The sequence below is a fragment of the Acidisoma sp. PAMC 29798 genome (assembly GCF_030252425.1).
GTDB classification, from domain to species: Bacteria; Pseudomonadota; Alphaproteobacteria; order Acetobacterales; family Acetobacteraceae; genus Acidisoma; species Acidisoma cladoniae.
The window spans coordinates 960,535-979,237 of the sequence record NZ_CP126994.1 but is presented as its reverse complement, the minus strand read 5'-3'; the positions used below and the strand labels follow the sequence as shown (position 1 = coordinate 979,237).

Annotated in this window: 17 protein-coding genes; 2 read left to right on the top strand and 15 right to left on the bottom strand. The window is 61.4% G+C overall.

The features are described 5' to 3' along the window. The first annotated feature begins 263 nt into the window (after positions 1–263). Together QP803_RS04725 and QP803_RS04720 are read left to right on the top strand one after the other, a co-directional pair. Positions 264–3,020: a rhamnosyltransferase WsaF family glycosyltransferase gene (locus QP803_RS04725; protein ID WP_284946553.1), complete on the top strand. Its 2,757-nt coding sequence runs from the start codon at positions 264–266 to the stop codon at positions 3,018–3,020. Between the two features lie 70 nt (positions 3,021–3,090). Next, positions 3,091–4,203: a glycosyltransferase family protein gene (locus QP803_RS04720; RefSeq protein WP_284946552.1), complete on the top strand. Its 1,113-nt coding sequence runs from the start codon at positions 3,091–3,093 to the stop codon at positions 4,201–4,203. A 20-nt stretch (positions 4,204–4,223) separates the two neighbouring features. On the opposite strand, the gene QP803_RS04715 is transcribed toward QP803_RS04720, so the two are convergent. The 15 genes from QP803_RS04715 to QP803_RS04645 all read right to left on the bottom strand — a co-directional run bounded on the left by QP803_RS04715 (position 4,224) and on the right by QP803_RS04645 (position 18,677). After that, positions 4,224–5,060, bottom strand: coding sequence for a methyltransferase domain-containing protein (locus QP803_RS04715; protein ID WP_284946551.1), 837 nt, complete (start codon positions 5,058–5,060; stop codon positions 4,224–4,226). 93 nt (positions 5,061–5,153) lie between these two features. Further along, a complete protein-coding gene (locus tag QP803_RS04710) occupies positions 5,154–5,870 on the bottom strand; it encodes an acid phosphatase (RefSeq protein WP_284946550.1) in 717 nt (238 codons plus the stop codon). Positions 5,871–5,928: 58 nt separating this feature from the next. Continuing rightward, complete coding sequence (locus tag QP803_RS04705; RefSeq protein WP_284946549.1) at positions 5,929–7,119, bottom strand: levoglucosan dehydrogenase; 1,191 nt, start codon at positions 7,117–7,119, stop codon at positions 5,929–5,931. 4 nt (positions 7,120–7,123) lie between these two features. Then, positions 7,124–7,966, bottom strand: a complete 843-nt coding sequence (locus QP803_RS04700; RefSeq protein WP_284946548.1) for a sugar phosphate isomerase/epimerase family protein — start codon at positions 7,964–7,966, stop codon at positions 7,124–7,126. Between the two features lie 24 nt (positions 7,967–7,990). Then, positions 7,991–8,926 carry an ABC transporter permease gene (locus QP803_RS04695; RefSeq protein WP_284946547.1) on the bottom strand — a complete coding sequence of 312 codons (936 nt, stop codon included), beginning with the start codon at positions 8,924–8,926 and terminating at the stop codon, positions 7,991–7,993. Further along, a complete protein-coding gene (locus QP803_RS04690; protein ID WP_284946546.1) occupies positions 8,923–10,443 on the bottom strand; it encodes a sugar ABC transporter ATP-binding protein in 1,521 nt (506 codons plus the stop codon). The genes QP803_RS04695 and QP803_RS04690 overlap by 4 nt, the downstream gene beginning before the upstream one ends. Positions 10,444–10,513: 70 nt before the next feature. After that, positions 10,514–11,665: a substrate-binding domain-containing protein gene (locus QP803_RS04685; RefSeq protein ID WP_284946545.1), complete on the bottom strand. Its 1,152-nt coding sequence runs from the start codon at positions 11,663–11,665 to the stop codon at positions 10,514–10,516. A gap of 145 nt (positions 11,666–11,810) precedes the next feature. Next, the gene (locus QP803_RS04680) at positions 11,811–12,659 is read right to left on the bottom strand and encodes an HpcH/HpaI aldolase/citrate lyase family protein (RefSeq protein WP_284946544.1); all 849 of its coding nucleotides are present in this window, start codon (positions 12,657–12,659) and stop codon (positions 11,811–11,813) included. Beyond that, a complete protein-coding gene (locus QP803_RS04675; protein WP_284946543.1) occupies positions 12,656–13,492 on the bottom strand; it encodes an HTD2 family dehydratase in 837 nt (278 codons plus the stop codon). Before QP803_RS04675 ends, QP803_RS04680 begins: the two co-directional genes overlap by 4 nt. Further along, positions 13,489–13,875, bottom strand: coding sequence for a YybH family protein (locus QP803_RS04670; protein WP_284946542.1), 387 nt, complete (start codon positions 13,873–13,875; stop codon positions 13,489–13,491). The genes QP803_RS04675 and QP803_RS04670 overlap by 4 nt, the downstream gene beginning before the upstream one ends. 14 nt (positions 13,876–13,889) lie before the next feature. Beyond that, positions 13,890–14,765, bottom strand: a complete 876-nt coding sequence (locus tag QP803_RS04665) for an N-acyl homoserine lactonase family protein (protein ID WP_284946541.1) — start codon at positions 14,763–14,765, stop codon at positions 13,890–13,892. Then, a complete protein-coding gene (locus QP803_RS04660; protein ID WP_284946540.1) occupies positions 14,762–15,322 on the bottom strand; it encodes a hypothetical protein in 561 nt (186 codons plus the stop codon). Before QP803_RS04660 ends, QP803_RS04665 begins: the two co-directional genes overlap by 4 nt. Continuing rightward, positions 15,312–16,601 (bottom strand): histidinol dehydrogenase, encoded by a 1,290-nt coding sequence (gene hisD / locus QP803_RS04655; RefSeq protein WP_284946539.1) that lies wholly within the window; start codon positions 16,599–16,601, stop codon positions 15,312–15,314. The genes QP803_RS04660 and hisD overlap by 11 nt, the downstream gene beginning before the upstream one ends. A gap of 25 nt (positions 16,602–16,626) precedes the next feature. Further along, positions 16,627–17,379: an SDR family NAD(P)-dependent oxidoreductase gene (locus QP803_RS04650; protein WP_284946538.1), complete on the bottom strand. Its 753-nt coding sequence runs from the start codon at positions 17,377–17,379 to the stop codon at positions 16,627–16,629. Between the two features lie 77 nt (positions 17,380–17,456). Then, positions 17,457–18,677, bottom strand: a complete 1,221-nt coding sequence (locus QP803_RS04645; protein WP_284946537.1) for a sugar ABC transporter substrate-binding protein — start codon at positions 18,675–18,677, stop codon at positions 17,457–17,459. Positions 18,678–18,703: the final 26 nt, after the last annotated feature.

Here is an 18,703-nt window from a genome sequence, read left to right as displayed (position 1 = left end):
CGGTCTCACGCCCCTCCTCGAATCCTGTGAGTCTTTGACCGACAGACCGAGCAGCCTGATGCGATGACCCCCGTGACGTGGTGACGTTGATGGAACTGGCCACCGACACGCGAGCCATTGGCCAGGTTCGTGTTTGTTGTTTCGATACCCGATACTGCTGTCTCTATTGAGGCAGTATTGTCTCACGGAGCCCGGCGTCTCAGTGCCGATTTGCCGGCAGATCACGCTTGCTCGGGCAAGTGGTCGCGCTTATATCATCGCCCATGCCGGATCATTCTGACTCCAATCTATCTACTTTGTACGGCCCGGAATATTACGCCTCTCACTGCGGCTCGATACCGTATTGTCGGAATGATCACTGGCTTCGCTTCTTCGGGGGTGTCGCTGACGCAATTGTCAGGTCTTTCGCGCCCCGCCGTCTGTTTGATGCGGGCTGTGCCATCGGCCTTCTCGTGGAATGCCTGTGGGACCGCGGGGTTGAGGCGCATGGCCGCGACATTTCGGACTGGGCGATCAGCCAAGTACGGGCAGATGTGCGCCCTTGGTGCAAGGTAGGCTCGATCGCCGAGCCCGTCGGCGGTGAATACGATATGATTACATGTATCGAGGTGCTGGAGCATATTCCAGAGGAGGAGGCTCTCCGCGCTATTGCGGTATTAGCAGCCGCGGCGCCCCGTATTCTTTTTTCATCCACGCCCACAGATCTTGACGAACCTACGCATGTGAATGTTCGTCCGACGGCCTATTGGCTTGGACTTTGGGCTGAGGTCGGTTTCGCACCGAGTGTGACGCATGACGCCGGCTATCTCGCGCCTCACGCCTACATTTTGGAACGCTCAGAGCAAGGACGGTCGCCCCTTGAACTCGTTGCGTTCGCAGATCGCGTTCGCCACCGGGTGGCGTTGTCGCAAGTTGGCAGTGCGATGTCTCTTGCGCAGAACCGGTTGGCAGAATCCGAATCGTCTCGGGCTGACCTGCAGGTCGCCCTTGCCGACGCCGAGGCCACTCTCGATCATACGCGTGCAGCGCTCCAGGCTGAACTTGAAGAGACTCGTGCTGTACTCCAAGCCCAACTGAAAGAAACCAGCGCCGCTCTCCAAGGTGAGCTTGACGACATACGACGCCGCTATGCCGGTCTGCGAGATGAAATCGTCCTGACCCATGCGGCACGTGATGCCGCAGAAACGGCTGCCTCCGACGTCACCGAAATCGCGAAGCACGCGGTTTTGGAACGGAACAAAATCGAGACTGATCTGGCGGCCGTAAAGACCCAGGTTGACATGGATATTGCCTCCTTGCGCGGCGAGGTCGGGGCAGCGCGGCAAGCCATGTTGGTCGCTCAATCCGAGCGCTGGGCCGTCCTTAATTCGACGACATGGCGCGCTATTCTGAAGGTGCGTCGGACTGTGAGCGTGGTCCCTCGCCCCCTCCGCCGATTGATGCGACGGTGCCTGAAACTTCTCTGGTGGACCGTCACACTGCAACTCGCTGCCCGTCTCCGCAACCATGCCGCGCGCGTCGGGCTGCTCAACACTTCCCCTTACTTCGACGCGTCATGGTATCTGTCAGCCAATCCTGATGTGGCCGTGAGTGGCCTTGCGCCCGCGCGACATTACGCCAAATTCGGCGGTGTAGAGGGCCGCGATCCTGGCCCAAGTTTTAGTACTCGCCTTTATCAGGAACGCCATCCCGACGCCGTGGGCACGCCGGGCGGCATCTTTTTCCACGCGATGGCTCACGGCACAGTCGCTGACGGTGAAAAGCCGCTGCCGCTGCCTGCCCCATCGACACCGCAAATTGTTCAATCAAGTGTGAGCGGCGACGCGTCTGCTGACGATGCCGGTGCTCTGGTCACGGTCGGCGCATTGTTCAACGCTCGGTTTCCAGATCTCTCGGCGCTCCCCGTTTATGCGGCGCCCCATACCCATCGTCGCTTAACCGTCATCACCGATAGCATTGGCGGCGGAAGCCTCTATGGCGGCGTCGGCACCGCCCTGATATTTGCGGCTCTCGCCGCAAAACGATTGGACGCCAGTCTGAGGCTCGTCACGCGCACTGAAGCGGCGGACACTGCCCCGATAGCGGCTCTTCTCAGGATCAACGGGATTGCGTGGGATCGCAATATCGATGCGATCTATGCACCGCGCGCCGGCGGGCCGACGGGTCACGATATTCCGGCTTCCGACGAAGACCTCTTCCTGACAACCTCCTGGTGGACGACATGGGCCGCCCGGCAGTCAATCCAAAAGGCACGCATCGCCTATTTCGTCCAGGAAGACGAACGCATGTTCTATCCTCTGGGCGACGATCATCTTCGCTGCACCGAGACCTTGTCAGCGCCGGACGTGCTGTATCTCGTCAATTCCGAGCTTCTTCTTCGGCATTTTCATGATCAGGGCCTCATGCGCAATGCGACTGCGTTTGAGCCGTCTTTTCCCGCTGGTCTTTACTACCAACCTGCCGAAGTACCGCGCGAAGCCGGGACTAAGCGCAAGTTCTTTTTCTATGCTCGCCCTCATAATGCGCGGAACCTCTATTGGCGCGGCATTGAGGCAATATCTGCGGCCATCGACGAGGATGTCTTGAATCCCGAAGATTGGGACTTCTACTTCGCGGGTCATGGGAGCGGCCAGCTGTCTCTTCCACGAGGCGCCAGGCCGATTATTCCGGGCCCAATGGCTTGGGCGACATATGCCGACTTCGTGCGCGGTATCGATGTGGGATTATCGCTGATGTATACGCCACACCCGAGCTATCCTCCGCTCGATCTCGCGGCCAGCGGCGGTGTCGTGGTGACCAATCGATTCAGCGCCAAGCGGAATCTCGACCATTATTCATCGAACATCATCTGCTCTGATCTTGATGTCGCATCTTTGGTTGCAGCTTTGCGCCAGGCGACGTCGCTCTCCGCCAATACGGCTCTCCGGACCCAAGGCTTTTCCGAAAGCCGATTGCAGCGGGATTGGGAAACGTCGATGGCACCAGCGCTGGACCGCTTCGTCAACTGGTCAGAGGCCTAGCCTGGTGTATAAGGCAAGCATCCCATCCGTCTCGTATCAGGCGCCATGGGACATTTCTTTCGATGATCGTATGACCTTGCTGACCCGCGGGTCGCCGAGGGTCGCCTATTTCTATTCGGTGCCGGATACCAGCACGTTTCGGTATCGCGCGTATAATGTTGCACAGTCCTTATCGGTCCATGCATCCGCAGCACGCCCTTCCGCCGCTTGGTTCACGGCCGCCGATTTCGAGCAAATGGACCGAGTCCTGAGCGCTTGCGACATTCTCGTCCTATGCCGCAACTCTCTGTACAATGATCAGATCGCGCGCCTCGCCGCGCAAGCGCGAGCGAGAGGCCGGCGCATTCTTTTCGACGTCGATGATCTGGTCTTCGATCCCGCCTATACGCATCTCTTGATTGATACCCTTGGCCTGGACATGAGAAACCCGGCCGTCTGGGACTATTGGTTTTCCTACATCGGCCGCGTGGCCGCCACGTTTGCGCTGGCCGATGGGGTTCTCGTCACGAACAGCTACCTCGGCGCACGTGCTGAAGCCTGGTCTGGAAAGCCGTCTCGCGTCCTACCGAATTTTTTGAACCGAGAGCAACAAGAGATATCCGACCGTATTTGGTCGGCCAAAGAAACCGGTGGTTGGGCTCGCGATGGCCGCATCAATCTCGGCTATTTCAGCGGTTCCCCGTCGCATAATCGCGACTTCAGTCTTGTCTCTCATGCCATAGCCGAACTCATGGATGAGAATAGCGCAATTTGGTTGCAAATTGTCGGCTTCCTGGAACCGGGATCAGAGTTGGCGCGGCACCAGGCGCGAATCCAGCCTCTTCCGCTCCAAGATTTTGTCAATCTTCAGCGCGCCATCGGTACTGTTGAAATCAATCTCGTTCCCTTGCAGGATAACCCGTTCACGCATTGCAAGTCGGAGTTGAAATGGTTCGAAGCCGCGATCGTCGGCGCTCTAACGGTCGCGTCTCCGACCGAGGCGTATCGCAATGTGATCGACCATGGCAGTAACGGTTGGATCTCTTCGGCCCATGTTTGGAAGGAGACCTTGACGGATATTGTCCGCGATCTGGATGATACACGCGCAAAGGTGGCGCCCCGCGCGCGTGCCGAGGCACGCGATCGTTTTGGCTGGGACCAGCAGGCGGCTTGCATCGAAGCCGCGCTCTTCGACAATTGGTAGCGTCGGCTTGGCAAGCTCTATCAAAGATCGTCTAGCAGAATTCCAGCTTGTTCGATCAATGCTCGTTTGGCCAATGACAGTCTGGCGATCGGGCATCCTTGCCCCGACGCCGACATCGTGATGTAAAACTCGTTGCCGACGCTGTCATAGAATTCATGCTCTCTCAGGCCGAGTTCGCCAATTTCGTGTAAGTCCCCGACGATGAGCCGAAAGCTTGACGGAACGAAGCGCCAAACATGAACATCCCGATAGCCAGGATCTTGGCGGGCGGACGTTAAGGCCGATGTGGCTGCTTCTAATGAAGCAAAGAACGTCAAGGCCCGCCGATCCTCAGGGCCCCATCCGATCTGTCCCTCCCGCACCGCGTTGTAAGCCACGTCATCGAAGATGGCGCCGGGCGTCGGTCGCGTCCGGGCATCAAAATAGGCCTGCAACACCGCGCCCGTGCTACTCAGCGGCTGCAAGACATCGAAGCAGTGCCTTTTGTCAGGCACGGCGAGCAACAAGATGCCTTGTGGCGCCAAAAGTCCTTCGCAAGACTTGAGAAACGCCAACATATCTGGCGTATGCTCGATAACATGCGAGGCGACGATATAAGAAAATCCTTCTGGCCTGCCAACCGCCTCTAAAAGAGTCTTCGATCCGTCGAGCACATGATCGACCGTTTCGATTCGCTCTACATCGACATGTGGGTTGTTGTAATACTTCTCTCGCAGGCCTGCTTGATCCGTGTAATCCACTGTCTCGACCGAAAAGCCCTCTGATTTTGGAACCAGAGGATTGTATCCGGGCCCGATCTCCAATCCTGCACCTTGTAAAGGCAGCATCGAGCGCAGCATCGATGTTCTAGCATTCATGGCTGTACTCGTAAAAACTGGTTTCTAATTGGAGCTTATCTGCGTAGAGCGCAGTATCCAAGGCCAAACCGGCACTGAAGAGCGATGCGGGGTTTACGCCAGACCTAAAGCGTGACGGACCTCGATGCGCGCGCGGTCGAAATCCTTCACGAACTTTGGATCACTGAAGAAGACGCTATCGATGACGGCGCCAGCAATTTTACCCGCCTCGACATCCGTCGGGAAATGCGCGCCCACCACGATGCGCCCATTGCCATACACCGCCGCGCGCTCGAAAATGGCTGCCGCCTTTTCCGGCACCATGCGGGCCAGGAGAATGGCGTTGACATAGGCGAAGGTCGTGTGTCCGCTCGGGTAGGATGGTGTCGGCTTGGGATAGACCATCGGCATCAGACTGGAATCGACCATAAAGGGGCGCGGCCGGTTAAAATGCGCTTTGGTCGCATCCACGATTCGCGCCTCATCGGCATAGACGCGAAGGAAGAACTCCGTGGCGAAGGGGAGTCTCGCGGGCGCAAAACGCGCACCCATGACGTTTGCGAAGCGGAACACTGTTCGGTGATGATCCGCTTCGGCTGCGACGACATCCTCCGCACTACGATTCTTCTGCGCGGCCACGACCATTGCCAGATCCGCCGCTTCCGCAGCTGACCCCAAGGCCGGGGGCGGTGCGAGAAGATAGTCGAGATCGACCTGCGACGGCTCGATGTAGAAGGCCCCCTGGGGCTTGGGCTCCGCGCTAGACGCGCCATGCGCGCCCAGCAGCAGGAACGCGGCGAAAGCCAAAGCGGGGCGTGGAAATCGCGTCATCTTAGACCTGTTGTTACCAGCAGGCGCCTCATAGCCGTTTCGCGCGGGCAAGCGAAGCCTATCCTCCGTGACCTGCGTCCGCGGCAACCACGCACTCCACCCACCCATCGGTCTCGCCAGACGTCAGAATGGCATCGGCGACGGCCGCGTTGATATATCCGTCCCGAAAATTGGGCGAGGGCTGTCGCCCGTCCACGATCGCCGTCATGAAGAGGTGACATTCGATGATCTTTGTCTCCCCGTAGCCGATGCCCAAGGCCGGGATCGGCCAAAGCCCCTCGCCATGCGGATGGGCCGGACCCGTATAGATGGTGCGGAACCCTCGGCAATCCGCCGGATCATCCGCGAACATGACCTGCAAGGCGTCGCGTTGTTCGTAGTTGAACAGAATCGATCCCGTGCTGCCATGGATTTCGAAGGTGAGATAGTTGTTGCGTCCATAAGCATTGCGGGTCGCCTCAAGAGATCCGACTGCGCCGTTTTCAAACCGGAGGAGCGTCATGACCTCATCATCGACATCGACGGCGGCTTTGGGCACGCCCTCCAGACGCGGCGCGGCGCCCAGACGATCCGTCGCGGTATTCGGCACCGGACGCTCGGCGACATAGGTGCGCGTGACCGCATTCACCGCCGCGATCTCCCCCACCAGATAGCGCGCCATGTCGATGACATGGGTGGCGATATCACCGACCGCGCCAGATCCCGCTATCTTCTTCTGGAAGCGCCAGGATAACGGGCTATCGGGATCTGCCGACCAATCCTGCAAATAGGTGCCGCGAAAATTCCGAATCTCGCCGATGCGGCCTTCTTCGATGAATTTCCGTGCAAGGGCCACCGCCGGCGTATGGCGATAGTTGAAGGCGACCATATGGGTCACGCCCGCAGCCTCGACCGCCCGCAGCATGGTCAGTGCCTCGGTCGCCGTGCGGGCAAGCGGCTTTTCGCAGATCACGTGCTTGCCCGCCTGCGCGGCTGCGATGGCGATTTCCGCGTGGCTGTTGTTGGGCGTGACGATATCCACGATGTCGATGCTGGGGTCGTCTATGATGCGGCGCCAGTCCGACACGGCGTTCGCGAAGCCAAGACGCTGCGCGGCATCCAGGGCGAGGTCCTCGCTAACATCGGCGATCGTGTGCCGCACGGGTATGGCCGGCGCGGGCCAGAAGAACATCGGCATCGCGGCATAGGCAAGGGCATGCGCCTTGCCCATGAAGCCACCGCCGATCATCCCGACATTGAGGCGTTCCATGGTCTTATCCTTCTTGCGGCGCGAATGGATCGGCCTGGTCGCGCAGCCACGCCATGCTGGCGCGCGCACCCTCGGCAGGGTCCGGCCATGAGTCTAATTCGACGGCGATCCAGCCATCGAAATTGCGCGTCTGCAAGACATGCATCGTGGCACGAAGGTCGAGATCGCCGCGATCGATGGGTGTGAAGGCGAAGGGTTTGCGCTGCCATCCCTTGAGATGCACATAGGAAATTCGATCCCAAAATTCCGCGACCAAACCCGCCGGGTCGCCACCGGCCGCCGCGAGATGCGCGGTATCGGGGCAGAAGCCGATCCGGGTATGGGCAAAGACGCGGCGGATTTCGTCCGGTGTCTCCGCCATCGTTGTGAGATGCGGATGATAATGCGCCGACAGGCCATAGGACTCGGCGACCGTGCTGACGCGATCCAGGGCCGCGCCAAGACGCTCATAATCGCCGTCACGGGGGCCACCGCTACGCTTTGCGCCGCCGCCGACCACCAGATGAATGGCCCCCGCTTCCGCCGCAAGCGCTGCCGCACGTTCGATGCGCCAGAACTCCTCTTCGAGGATATCAGGGTAGATGAAGTTGCCACCGCTATAGGTCGCCAGAAGCTTCAGGCCATGCATGGCAAGCTGCCTGCGCAGCGCCCCCGGCTCGCGCGCCAAATCGATCAGATTGCCATCGAACAGCTCCACCGCCTCATAGCCGGCGGCCGCGATCTCCGCGAAGGCGGGATTCATGTCGCCAAAGGTCTGGTAGAACAGATCCTTGACGGAGGTGACGCCCACCGGCGCCCCGCCGAGCGGACCCCAACAATTCGCATGATAGGCCAGTTTCGTCATCATTTCTGGTACCGGTTCAACAAGGTTTCAGCGCCGATTGACTGACACGGCCAGGATGATGATCGCGCCCTTGATGATCTCCTGCACGCTGGTGGAAAAGCCCATCACCAGCAGTCCGAAGCCGATGATACCGATGAAGATCGCACCGATCACCGAGCCGATGATGGTGCCGTAGCCGCCGAACAGGCTGGTGCCACCGATGATCACCGCCGCGATCACATCGAGTTCCAGGCCCGAGCCCAGGCTCGGATTGCCGGCGGTGCTCCGCGCAGCGAGCATCATGCCCGCGAGCGCCGCCGTGCTGCCGCTCAACACGAAGGCCAGGACCTTGGTGCGATTGACGTTGATGCCGGAGAAATTCGCGGCCAAGGCATTACCGCCGACCGCCAGAACACGGCGTCCGAACAGCGATACGTGGAGGAGATAGAAACCGGCGACCACCACGAGCAAGGTCCACCACACCGGTGCTGCAATGCCGAGCAGGCTGCCGTTCCATAGAACGTTGTTGATTCCGTCCTCCACAATCGGCACCGGCATGGTGTTCGTCACCGTCAGCGCGGCCCCCGAGAAGATGCTGAGCATGCCGAGAGTCACGAGGAAGGAGGGGATCTTCAGGCGTGTGACCAGCAGGCCGTTGCAGGCGCCGATCGCCGCCCCCATCAGCAAAGTTATGATGGCTCCCAACCAGGAGGGAACGCCCGCATCCAGCAGCAAGGCCAGGATCATTCCCGAAAAGCTGGCGACGGAGCCCACGGACAGGTCAATCTCCGCCGAGATGATCACGAAGGTCATGCCGATGGCGATGACTGAGACGATGGCGGTGATGCGCAGGATGGCACCGACCGTGGCGAGCGTCGCGAAGTTGGGCGCGGCCACGGCGAAGAAGATCGTCACCGCCACGAAGATAACGTAGGTGACGTAATCCCGCAGCAGACGGTATGCGAGAGAGTTCTGAATATTCATGCGATGACCGGACGTTTTGAGGATGCGACTTCGTCTTGCAGCATGGCCCGCAAACCCGCTTCGTGCAGGCCGGGCTCCGCTTCTCGGGTAATCCGGCCATCGATCATCAGCAGCACGCGGTCAGCCGTCGTCGCCAATTCCTCAAGTTCGGACGAGATCAGCAGCACGCCCACGCCCTCGGCAGCCGTGCGTCGCATCAGCGCGCGCATCTCCGCCTTCGCGTTCACATCAACGCCGGAGGTTGGCTCATCAAGGATGAGCACGCGCGGCGATGTCGCCAGCCACTTGGCGAAGACCACTTTCTGCTGATTGCCGCCGCTGAGTTCAGACGCCGCTTGGCGCGGGCCACGTGCATTGATGGCGAGCGCTGAACGGAAGCGCGCAAACAGCCCGTCGGCACGGGACCGGGAGAAGGCCGGCCATGTGCCGCCTATGCGCAGATGCTTCAGGTTCGCCAGGGAGATATTGGCGGCGAGGCCTTGATCGAGCACCAGTCCCTCCCGCCGACGATCCTCCGGCACCAGGGCGATCCCGGCGCCGACGGCGGCCGCCGGTCCGCCCGGTGGCACGGCGCGGCCATCCACAATCACCTCGCCTTTACCATCCGGCAGCAGGCCGAACAGCGTCTTGGCAAGGGTCGAGCGACCGCTGCCGACCAATCCCGCAATGCCCACCACCTCCCCGGCGGCGACGCTGAAGCTGACGTCGCGCAGTTTGCGCGCGGTGCTGAGACCGCGCACGTCAAGCGCATTCGCACCAGGCCGCGCCATGCTGCCCCGCGTGACTTCGGCGACGGCCACACCGCGTGACATCAATTCTGAGATTTGCGCGACCGACGTTTCCGCAGGGCGCATCGGCCCGATCAGCAGACCATCCTTTACGAGGCTGATCCGGTCGCTGATCGCGAAGATCTCCGCCATGCGATGGCTAATATAGACGATACCGATGCCACGCGCCTTGAGTTCCGCGATGATGCGCATGAGGGCGGCCTCCTCATGCATGGTCAAGGACGAGGTCGGCTCATCCATGATCAAAACGCGCGCGCCGCGCGCCACGGCTTTCAGGATCTCCACCATCTGCCGCTGCGCGAAGGGCAAGCGCCCTACTTCGGCGTTTAAATCGAGTGGAAAGCCATACAGCGTGATGAGCCGACCGGCCTCCCGCCGCATCGCCCGCCGGTCCACGCGCCAGCCAAGCCCATGGGGTTCGCGTCCGAGAAACATATTGTCGGCAACGGTGCCGTTGGGAACGAGGCTGAGTTCCTGGAAGATCATCGCGATCCCCTGGTTCAGACTTTGGCTCACGGAATGGCCGCTGATCTCCACCCCATCCAATGTGACGGTGCCGGCATCAGACTGATGGACACCCATCAGGATCTTCATCAGCGTCGATTTGCCGGCCCCGTTCTCACCGAGAAGCGCGTGGACCTCACCCGACTCCAGCGTGAAGTCGATATCCGAAAGCACACGATTTTGGCCGAAGCTTTTGCTGATGCCGCGCATCTCGATCAGTGGCACGACAGGGTCCTTGTTGAGTGCTTCAGATCAGACCTGGGGCGCGATGACCGATCGCGCCCCAATCCGTCGCTCAGAAGCAGCCACCGTCACAGGCCGCGATCACGTTCTTCGGCGGCGGTTCATGCGTCACGGATTGCAGAGCGCTGAGCAGATTGATCTTCTTCACGCGCAGCGTCGGCACTTCGATATACGGGGGCACCGGCTCACCCAAAAGCGCGGTGGCGGCGGATTTCGCCTCGGCGACACCCTGGTCGTACGGGCGCTGCGAGCCGATCGCCAGGAACTGGCCGCGCGCCACGAACAAGGCGCTGTCGGGCGCGACATCATTGGTCGTCACTGTGATGGTGCGGCCGAGTGTCTTGGCGGCCGCCACGACCTGCTCGGCGGGCGTATCCCAAGCCGCGAAGATGCCCTTGAGATTCGGATGCGCGGTCATCATGGACGTCGCGACGCTATAGGCGCCGTCTGGGCTCGCGATTGTGCCAATGCCGTCGACCTTGATGCCGGGATATTCAGCGAAGGCCTTCAGCGCACCAACTTTCCGCACGGCGACGGAGTAGTAGTAATCATAGACCAGGGTGACGATACCAACCTCACCCTTGCCGCCCATGGATTCCGCAAGTTCCTTCGCGGCGTAATAGGCATTCTTGCCATTGTCGGAGGCAGTGACGGAGACGTAGTCCTTGCCCGGGGTCATGCCGACCGGCACGTTGTCCAGAAAGACCAGCTTAATGCCGGCAGCGGACGCCTGCTTGTAGGCAGCCGACTCACTCTTTGGGTCGATGGGGATCGAGAAGATGACGCTGGGTTTGCGTGCGACCATTTCTTCGAGGTCGCTGATCTGCGTTCCTGGCTGAAACTTCGCATCGGTCACGGCCACGACCTTGATGCCGAAGTCCTTCAATGTCTTGGTGATGCCTTGAACCTGCAGCATCGGCCAACCTGCAGCCATCGTATGCATGACGATGCCGGCGGTGAAGTTTCCGGCCTTAAGCTTGGCAATCTGGTCCGGCGTAAAGGTCAGAACGTCGGGTGATGCGGCCGGTGCGCCATTCGGAAAGCCGGGGACCACCTGCCCCGTCGGGGTCAGCGGCAAAGGTGTCATAAGCTCCTTCGCGGCGGGGGGAATATTGTCCGGCCAGCTATAGGTCTGCGCCATGGCCGGAATGCTGATCGCCGCGAGCATAGCCGCAGCCGAGAACACTGTCTTGCTGAGTTTCATCGCCGTTTCCTATTATTGTTTTTATCACGGTGCCTTATGGCATCGATTAACGCGCGCGCACGTGGTGTCGGTAAACTCCCAGACGGGACATGGTAGCGCAAGCACAATCTTTGCTCCACAGCCCGGCCAGGGTCATGCGACCGGCCTACACCTGTGCGCGGATCGCCTTCGCCCGCTCAAGAACAGGACGATCGATCATCTGCCCCTGATAACTGGCAACGGCCACACCCCTTGCCGCTGCGGCGTCGGTGGCCGTTATCACGCCCTGTGCCCAAAGCTGGTCCGCCTCGGTCGGGGCAAAGGCGCGATTGACGCACGCGACCTGTGTCGGATGGATGCAGAACACCCCGGTCATGCCCATCGCACGCGCCTTGGTCACGACCAGTTCGTAGGCGGATAGGTCGCCAAACTGGGTCAGTGTATCGGGCAGCCCGATTGCCATCACGCCCGCCGCCGATGCGGCGAGGGCCAGCATTTGGCATGGCAAGGTCAGGCAGTCCGGCGTCGGTCGCGTGCCCAGCGCCAGTGAAAAGTCCTCGCTGCCCAGAGCAAATCCGATGAGGCGCGCGGTGACAGCGAAGCTTTGAATCTTCAAAATCGCCGTCGGCGACTCGATCAAGGCAATGATGCAGATGCTACCGGATGGCACATCGCCCTTTGCTTCCGCATCCGATAACAGCCGATCGACCATGATCAGTTGCGCGGGGTCTTCCACCTTCGGCAAGACAATCGCAGATACTCCGGGCCGCACTAAAGCGGCGATGTCCTGTGTGAGGTCGGGCAGATCCGCATTCACACGCACCAGCACATCCATCCCATGGGCGTTCAGTCGGCCGACATGATCGCCCAGTGTCGCCCGCGCTGACGCTTTGTCCGCCGGCGCCACAGCATCTTCCAAGTCGAGAATGAGGGCGTCCGCATGCCGTTCATGCGCACGTGACAGGGCCTTGCTGTTATCGGCGGGCACAAACAGCAGGGATCGCCAGCGCTTCATGCGACCTCCAAGACTGCGGTCATTGCCAGATGTCCCTCGTGGTTGGTCGCCCACAGCTTGGCCCCCGTCGGGGTCGGGCAGCCATTCACCGTCATCGGATGAATGTCGAAAAGCGGCATGTGGGCGCGAAACTGAAAACGCCCCACGCGCGCGGCGGGATTGTGACGCAGATAGAGATCCATCAACAAGGTCGCCGTCAGCGGGCCGTGGACAACGAGACCAGGGTAGCCTTCCTCGTCACGGCAAAACGTTCGGTCGTAGTGAATGCGATGCCCGTTGAACGTCAGCGCCGAATAGCGAAACAGCAGCACCGGATCTGGCGCGATGGTGCGGGACCACACGGCTTGATCCGGACTGGTCTCGGCTTTCGGCGCAGCGGCATTGGGCGTCGGCGCGTCTCGGTAGACAATATGCTGCGTCTCGATCACGACTGCCACGCCGTCTTGAGACAGCCTGTGCTTCACAGTGACGAAGACCAGTTTGCCCGATCGCCCCGTCTTGCTGTCGATCGCCATGATCTCAGACGTCTTCGTGGCAGCGACACCTGTGCGCAGCGATCCGTCAAACCGGATCTCGCTACCCGCCCACATGCGGCGCGGCAAACTCACGGGGGGCAGGAAACCGCCGCGCTGCGCATGTCCGTCCAGCCCTATTCCGCTCCCTGGCGTGCGAGGCAGAAAATACAGCCAATGGGCCAGCGCCGGCACTGTGGTATCCGGCATATCCGCCTGATCCAAAGTCGCCGCGAGCAGCGCCAGCGGTGCGGGTGACAGCACTTCCTCGGCCGTCTCCGTCCGACCGACCCACTGCTGCATGTCGGACGAAAGCGTCATACCGGTCGGGGGGAGGCGTGATGGGTCGCGATCTTCCAGGCGCCATTCTCGCGCACCAGCACATGCGTCATGCGAAACGGCAGCAAGGTCATGGAACCGTCGTTTTCCTGGCGATAAAAGTTTACCTCCCCTGTGGCCGCCATGGCGTCGGGGCCAAGCCGCACGATATGCGGCACAGCGTAGTCGGACCGCTTGTAGGACGGCGGCAGAACGCGAAAATACTCCCGCACCCCGTCCGGCGTATCGTAGAAGGTCGCGGTCGAGCCATAGAAGGCGGTCTTATCCGCATAGAGAGCGCCGAGGCTTTCAAGATCGCGCGTCTCGAACGCTTGCTTCCAGGCCTTTTGCGTGGCAACGGCCACGGCAGTCCAATCCTCGTCCATTATTCTGTCCCTCCTCACGCGACAAGGCTGAGTTCGCCGTCGGCGAGTGCCAGTTCGATCACCTGCAATCCAAACTCGTTTGTGCGAGACGGGAACGCGTCCTTCAGCTTGTCCTCATGCACGGGAATGACACGGCTGACGTCCCCGCCCGCCTGCTTCACCATGGCATCGGTCGTGAACAGCATATTGGTTTGGCTGCCGACGCCGAGGCCGACGGGCACATACATCGGCGGCGCCTTGGGATCCTGGCCAGTGAGATTCTCGAAGCTATAGACGAGATCGCCGGCGAGCACCCAGTTGTCGCCGCCGCTCGTGTCGTTGCGCACGGTGACGAACATCGATCCCCAGGTATGGGTGTCGTAGGCTGCAGTGCAATCGATGCCCGGCAGCACATCCTTCGCGTCACCGTCGAGGCATACGAGACGGCCCTGGCGCGCGAGATCGACGACGCGCATGACATCCGCCGGATCGGTCGCGATGTTCAGCCAACGGAAGCGCTGATCGAGCGCCATGGCCCAGACCCACTTCGAAAGCTCCTTCTCCTGCAAATAGAACTTCGCATTGGGGAAGGCATCGGTATTGCCCATGTGGTCGAAATGCGCGTGGCTCAGGAAGACATGCTCGACTTCCTCCGGCGTTACGCCGCATTGCGCCAGGATCGTCTCGGGGGACTGCCAGGCCTCGACATTGAACCGCCGCGCCAGGACCGCGCCCATGTCTTTTTCATTATAGCCGACATCGACCATCGCAACCGTGCCGTGGCCCTTGATGACGACATAGCAATAGGGAAGCTTGCGATAGCCCTGATTATGCGCGCCATACACGATGCCGCTGACATGGTATTGCGCCACATAGGCGTATTCCAGCACCCAGATCGAATAGTCGTTCATGAAGCCCTCCATGCGTGCCGTGTCGGCATCGTTGTCGTTTCAATCTGTGCAGGTGCGTGAGCGGCGCAGCATCCCTGGGACACCGCCACCATCTCGAATCCTGGCAGGGCGCCACTGGCCCAGCGCAGATGCGCGATCGCCTCATTGTTCAAGCGCGCCACGACATCGCCATCGGATGCGAGGCGGCACTTGGCGGCAGCCAGGGCACCACCGAGCGTCGATGCCGCCAGCAGCAGGTGGCGATGATGATGGGCGCCGCGCGGCGGCGGCGTCAGACCACGCAAAGCCTCGGTGGCCTCGGCATGGGCCGCGACCGCGAGGTCGAGCATCGGAAGGTCCTGCCCTTCGCGGCTGCCGATCGCCGCAAGCAGAAGCAAACCCGCGAGCTGGGCGGAGGATCGCCGCAAGGCATCGAAGGGCGCGCGCGCCGCCAGAACATAGGCGATTGTCACGTCATCGAGGTCATCCATAGCGACCGCGCTGAGATCGGCCGCCGCGCCGAGCGGCACATGGCCGCCATCGGCGATCCGGCGCGCCGATGCGGGATCAAGGCGCATTGCGACCACCGTAACGACGGACACGCAGGTCGGCCTGTTCCTTGTGGCCGGCGAAATTCTCGATGGCGCAGAGACGCGAGCCATATTCACCGATCATGGCACTCGCCGCATCCGTCGTGACTTCCTGATAGGTCACGGTCTTGATGAACTTGCCAACCCACAGACCACCCGTATAGCGCGCGGCCTTCTTGGTCGGCAGCGTGTGGTTGGTGCCGATGACCTTGTCACCGAATGCCACATTGGTGCGTGGCCCAAGGAACAGCGCGCCGAAATTCGTCATCCGCTCCAGGAACCAACGCGGATCGCGCGTCAGCACTTCGACATGCTCCGAGGCAATCCGCTCCGCTTCCGACAGCAACTCCTCATCGGTATCGACCAGAATAACCTGGCCATGGTCGCGCCAGGCGACGGAGGCGACATCCGCCGTCGGCAGACGTTCAAGCTGCCGTTGGATTTCGTCTTCGATGCCCTCGGCGATCTTGGCGGAACTGGTCAGCAGGATGGAAGGTGAGGTCGGACCGTGCTCCGCCTGACCCAGAAGATCCGTCGCGCAAATCTCGACATCCGACGTTTCATCGGCAATGACCAGGGTCTCGGTGGGTCCCGCGAAAAGGTCGATACCGACGCGGCCATAAAGCTGGCGCTTGGCCTCCGCCACGAAGGCATTGCCGGGGCCAACCAGCATATCCACGCCCTGGATCGTCTCGGTGCCCAGTGCCATGGCAGCCACCGCCTGGATGCCACCCAGAACATAGATTTCATCGGCCCCGGCAAGGGACATGGCGGCGATCGTCGCGGCGGGTGCGCGGCCATTCAACGGCGGCGTGCACCCAATGACGCGCTTCACGCCCGCGACCTTGGCGGTGAGGATGCTCATATGGGCGGAGGCGACCATCGGGTAACGCCCGCCCGGAATATAGCAGCCGACGCTCGCCACCGGGATCAGCCGATGACCGAGGCGAATGCCGGGCAGCGTCTCGATCTCCAGCTCCGTCATTGTGGCGCGCTGCGCCTCGGCGAAACGCCGGATCTGCGCCTGGGCGAAGGTAATGTCCTCGATCACCTGTGGCGGCAGGCCGTCGATGAGCGCTTGGATCTCTTCCGCTGTCAGACGAAAGGCTTGCGGCTCCCATTTGTCGAATCGGATCGACAGATCGCGCACCGCCGCGTCACCGCGCGTCGCGACATCGTCCAGAATGGCTTCAACGGTCTGGCGCGTCTTGCGGTCGGAGTCTTTCGTCTCCTGCTCGCTGGCGCCTGTCTTGAGAGTGCGGATCATCGGCGTGGGTCCCCTGTCCTGATCGTCAATGGATGTGTCCGCCACCATTCACATCGATGACGGTGCCGGTGATGTAGGAGGCGCAATCCGAGGCCAGAAAGACGGCGAGCTGCGCCACGTCTTCCGGTTGCCCAATCCGGCCGATGGGGATGGTGGCGATGATGGCCTGCTTCTTGTCCTCGGTCAGCGCGCCCTCGAAGATGTCCGTGTCGATCAGGCCCGGTGCGATGGCATTGGCCCGTATGCCCGCAGGCCCCAATTCGCGCGCCAGCGCCTTGGCCAGGCTCTGCACGCCGCCTTTGGAGGCGGCATAATGGGAGGTGGCGAACACGCCGCCGCCGCGTTGCGCCGCAATCGACCCGATGCAAATGATCGAGCCCCTGCCCGCTTGCGTCATCGCCGGTGCCACGGCCTGGCACATGTTCATGGTGCCACCGAGATTGACGCGCATGACCGCGTCGTATTCGTCCTGGGTAATATCGGCCAACTTGGTGGATCGGCTGATGCCAGCGAAGGTCATCAGACTGTCGATACGCCCGAAATCGGCCAGGATTGCTTGCACGGTCGCCGTCGCTGCCACGCGGTCACCCACGTCACAGCCATACCCCCGGTTGCCGTCGCCCAGGCTCCGCGCAGCGGCTTCGCTCTGATCCTGATGGAGATCGATGATGGCCACCTTGCCGCCCACCGCGACCACGGCGCGCGCGGTCGCGAGGCCGATGCCACGCGGCGAAGCACCGCCCGTAATGATGGCAACCTGGCCTTGAAGGGAGATCATGATGGGACTTTCCGCAAATGGTCGTGGCACGCCGAGGCCAAAGCCTCGGCGTGCCATCTGTGCTTGGTCAGCGCCAATCAGTTCGCGTTGAAGGGTGTCACCTTCGTCAGCGGATAGGGATTGGCAGGGCCCTCGCAATGGTTGCAGTCGATGCCGGGAACGTTCGGCGCGCCCTTGAAGTAGTCGTTTGCGGGCAGCGGCTGGATGGTGGCGCCGGGGGTCGGCTTGCCTTCGAGCGCGGAGGCGATCGACAGTTCCGGGGTCAGGGTCGGGTTGAAGATTTCGGTCACGAAGCTATCCGGCACCTTGCCCGGCGGGAAAGCGTTGCAGCCGTTCTCCATCTTATCGCCCGCGCAGAGCTTCACCTTGTCGGCGGGCACCCAGGGCAGCGGATACAGCACATTGTGGAAGGGCAGTTTCCGGCCATTCACCAACTGCTCCATCATGAACTTGAAGGCGACGCCAGAGGAATTCGGCGGGGAACCCGAGGACACACCGGCGAAGCCGCGCTTCTGCAAATCAGGGTTGGCGAGCGCCAGACGGAAGCCGTTGGAATTCTCACCCGTGAGGGCGACCAGCTTCTGCCGGCCGGAAGCCATCAGCGCCTTGATGGCGCCATCTTCGCCGGCCTGCGCCCAGATGCCATCGACATCGGGATGGGCGGCCAGGGCTTTCGCCGTCTCCAGCTGCGTCGTCTGGTCATCCCACATGCCGTAATATTCGGCGACGACATGGATATCGGGGTATTTCTTGAAGACGCTCATGGCGCCGTCATAGTGGCGCTTATCGACCATGTTGCCGGCGACGCCCCGGCTGAGGAAGATATTTCCTTTGCCCTTGAGGATATTGACCAGTGCCTGGGCCGTGTTCTCCCCGAAGCCGCCCGGCAGGTAGCTCACGCTATAGGCGCAGGGTTCGGTGACCATGCCGTCATAGACCCAGACCAGAACGTCCTTCTTGCAAGCGCGACGAATCGCCTTGTTGAGACCGCTGGAGGAGATGGGGAAGCTGATGATGCCGTTGGCGCCATCGGCGATCATGCTCTCATAGGCCGAGATCTGGGCCTGTACGTCGGTCCCGGAGATGACTTCCTTCAGATCGACGAGCTTGTCATAGGGCGGCGTCGCGGCGAGTGCCTTGACGACATTGGCCGCCTCGCTCTGCCACGCATTGCCGCTGTAGCTGAGGCTGAGATAGATCTTGTATTTCTTCGGCGCGTCGGCTGCATGCGCGGCGCCACCCAGGCCTGCTAGTACAAGGCCGGTTCCAGCCAGAAGGCCCAACGCGGCCTTCCTCATGCTTTTCGTCTTGAACATCGTCTTCC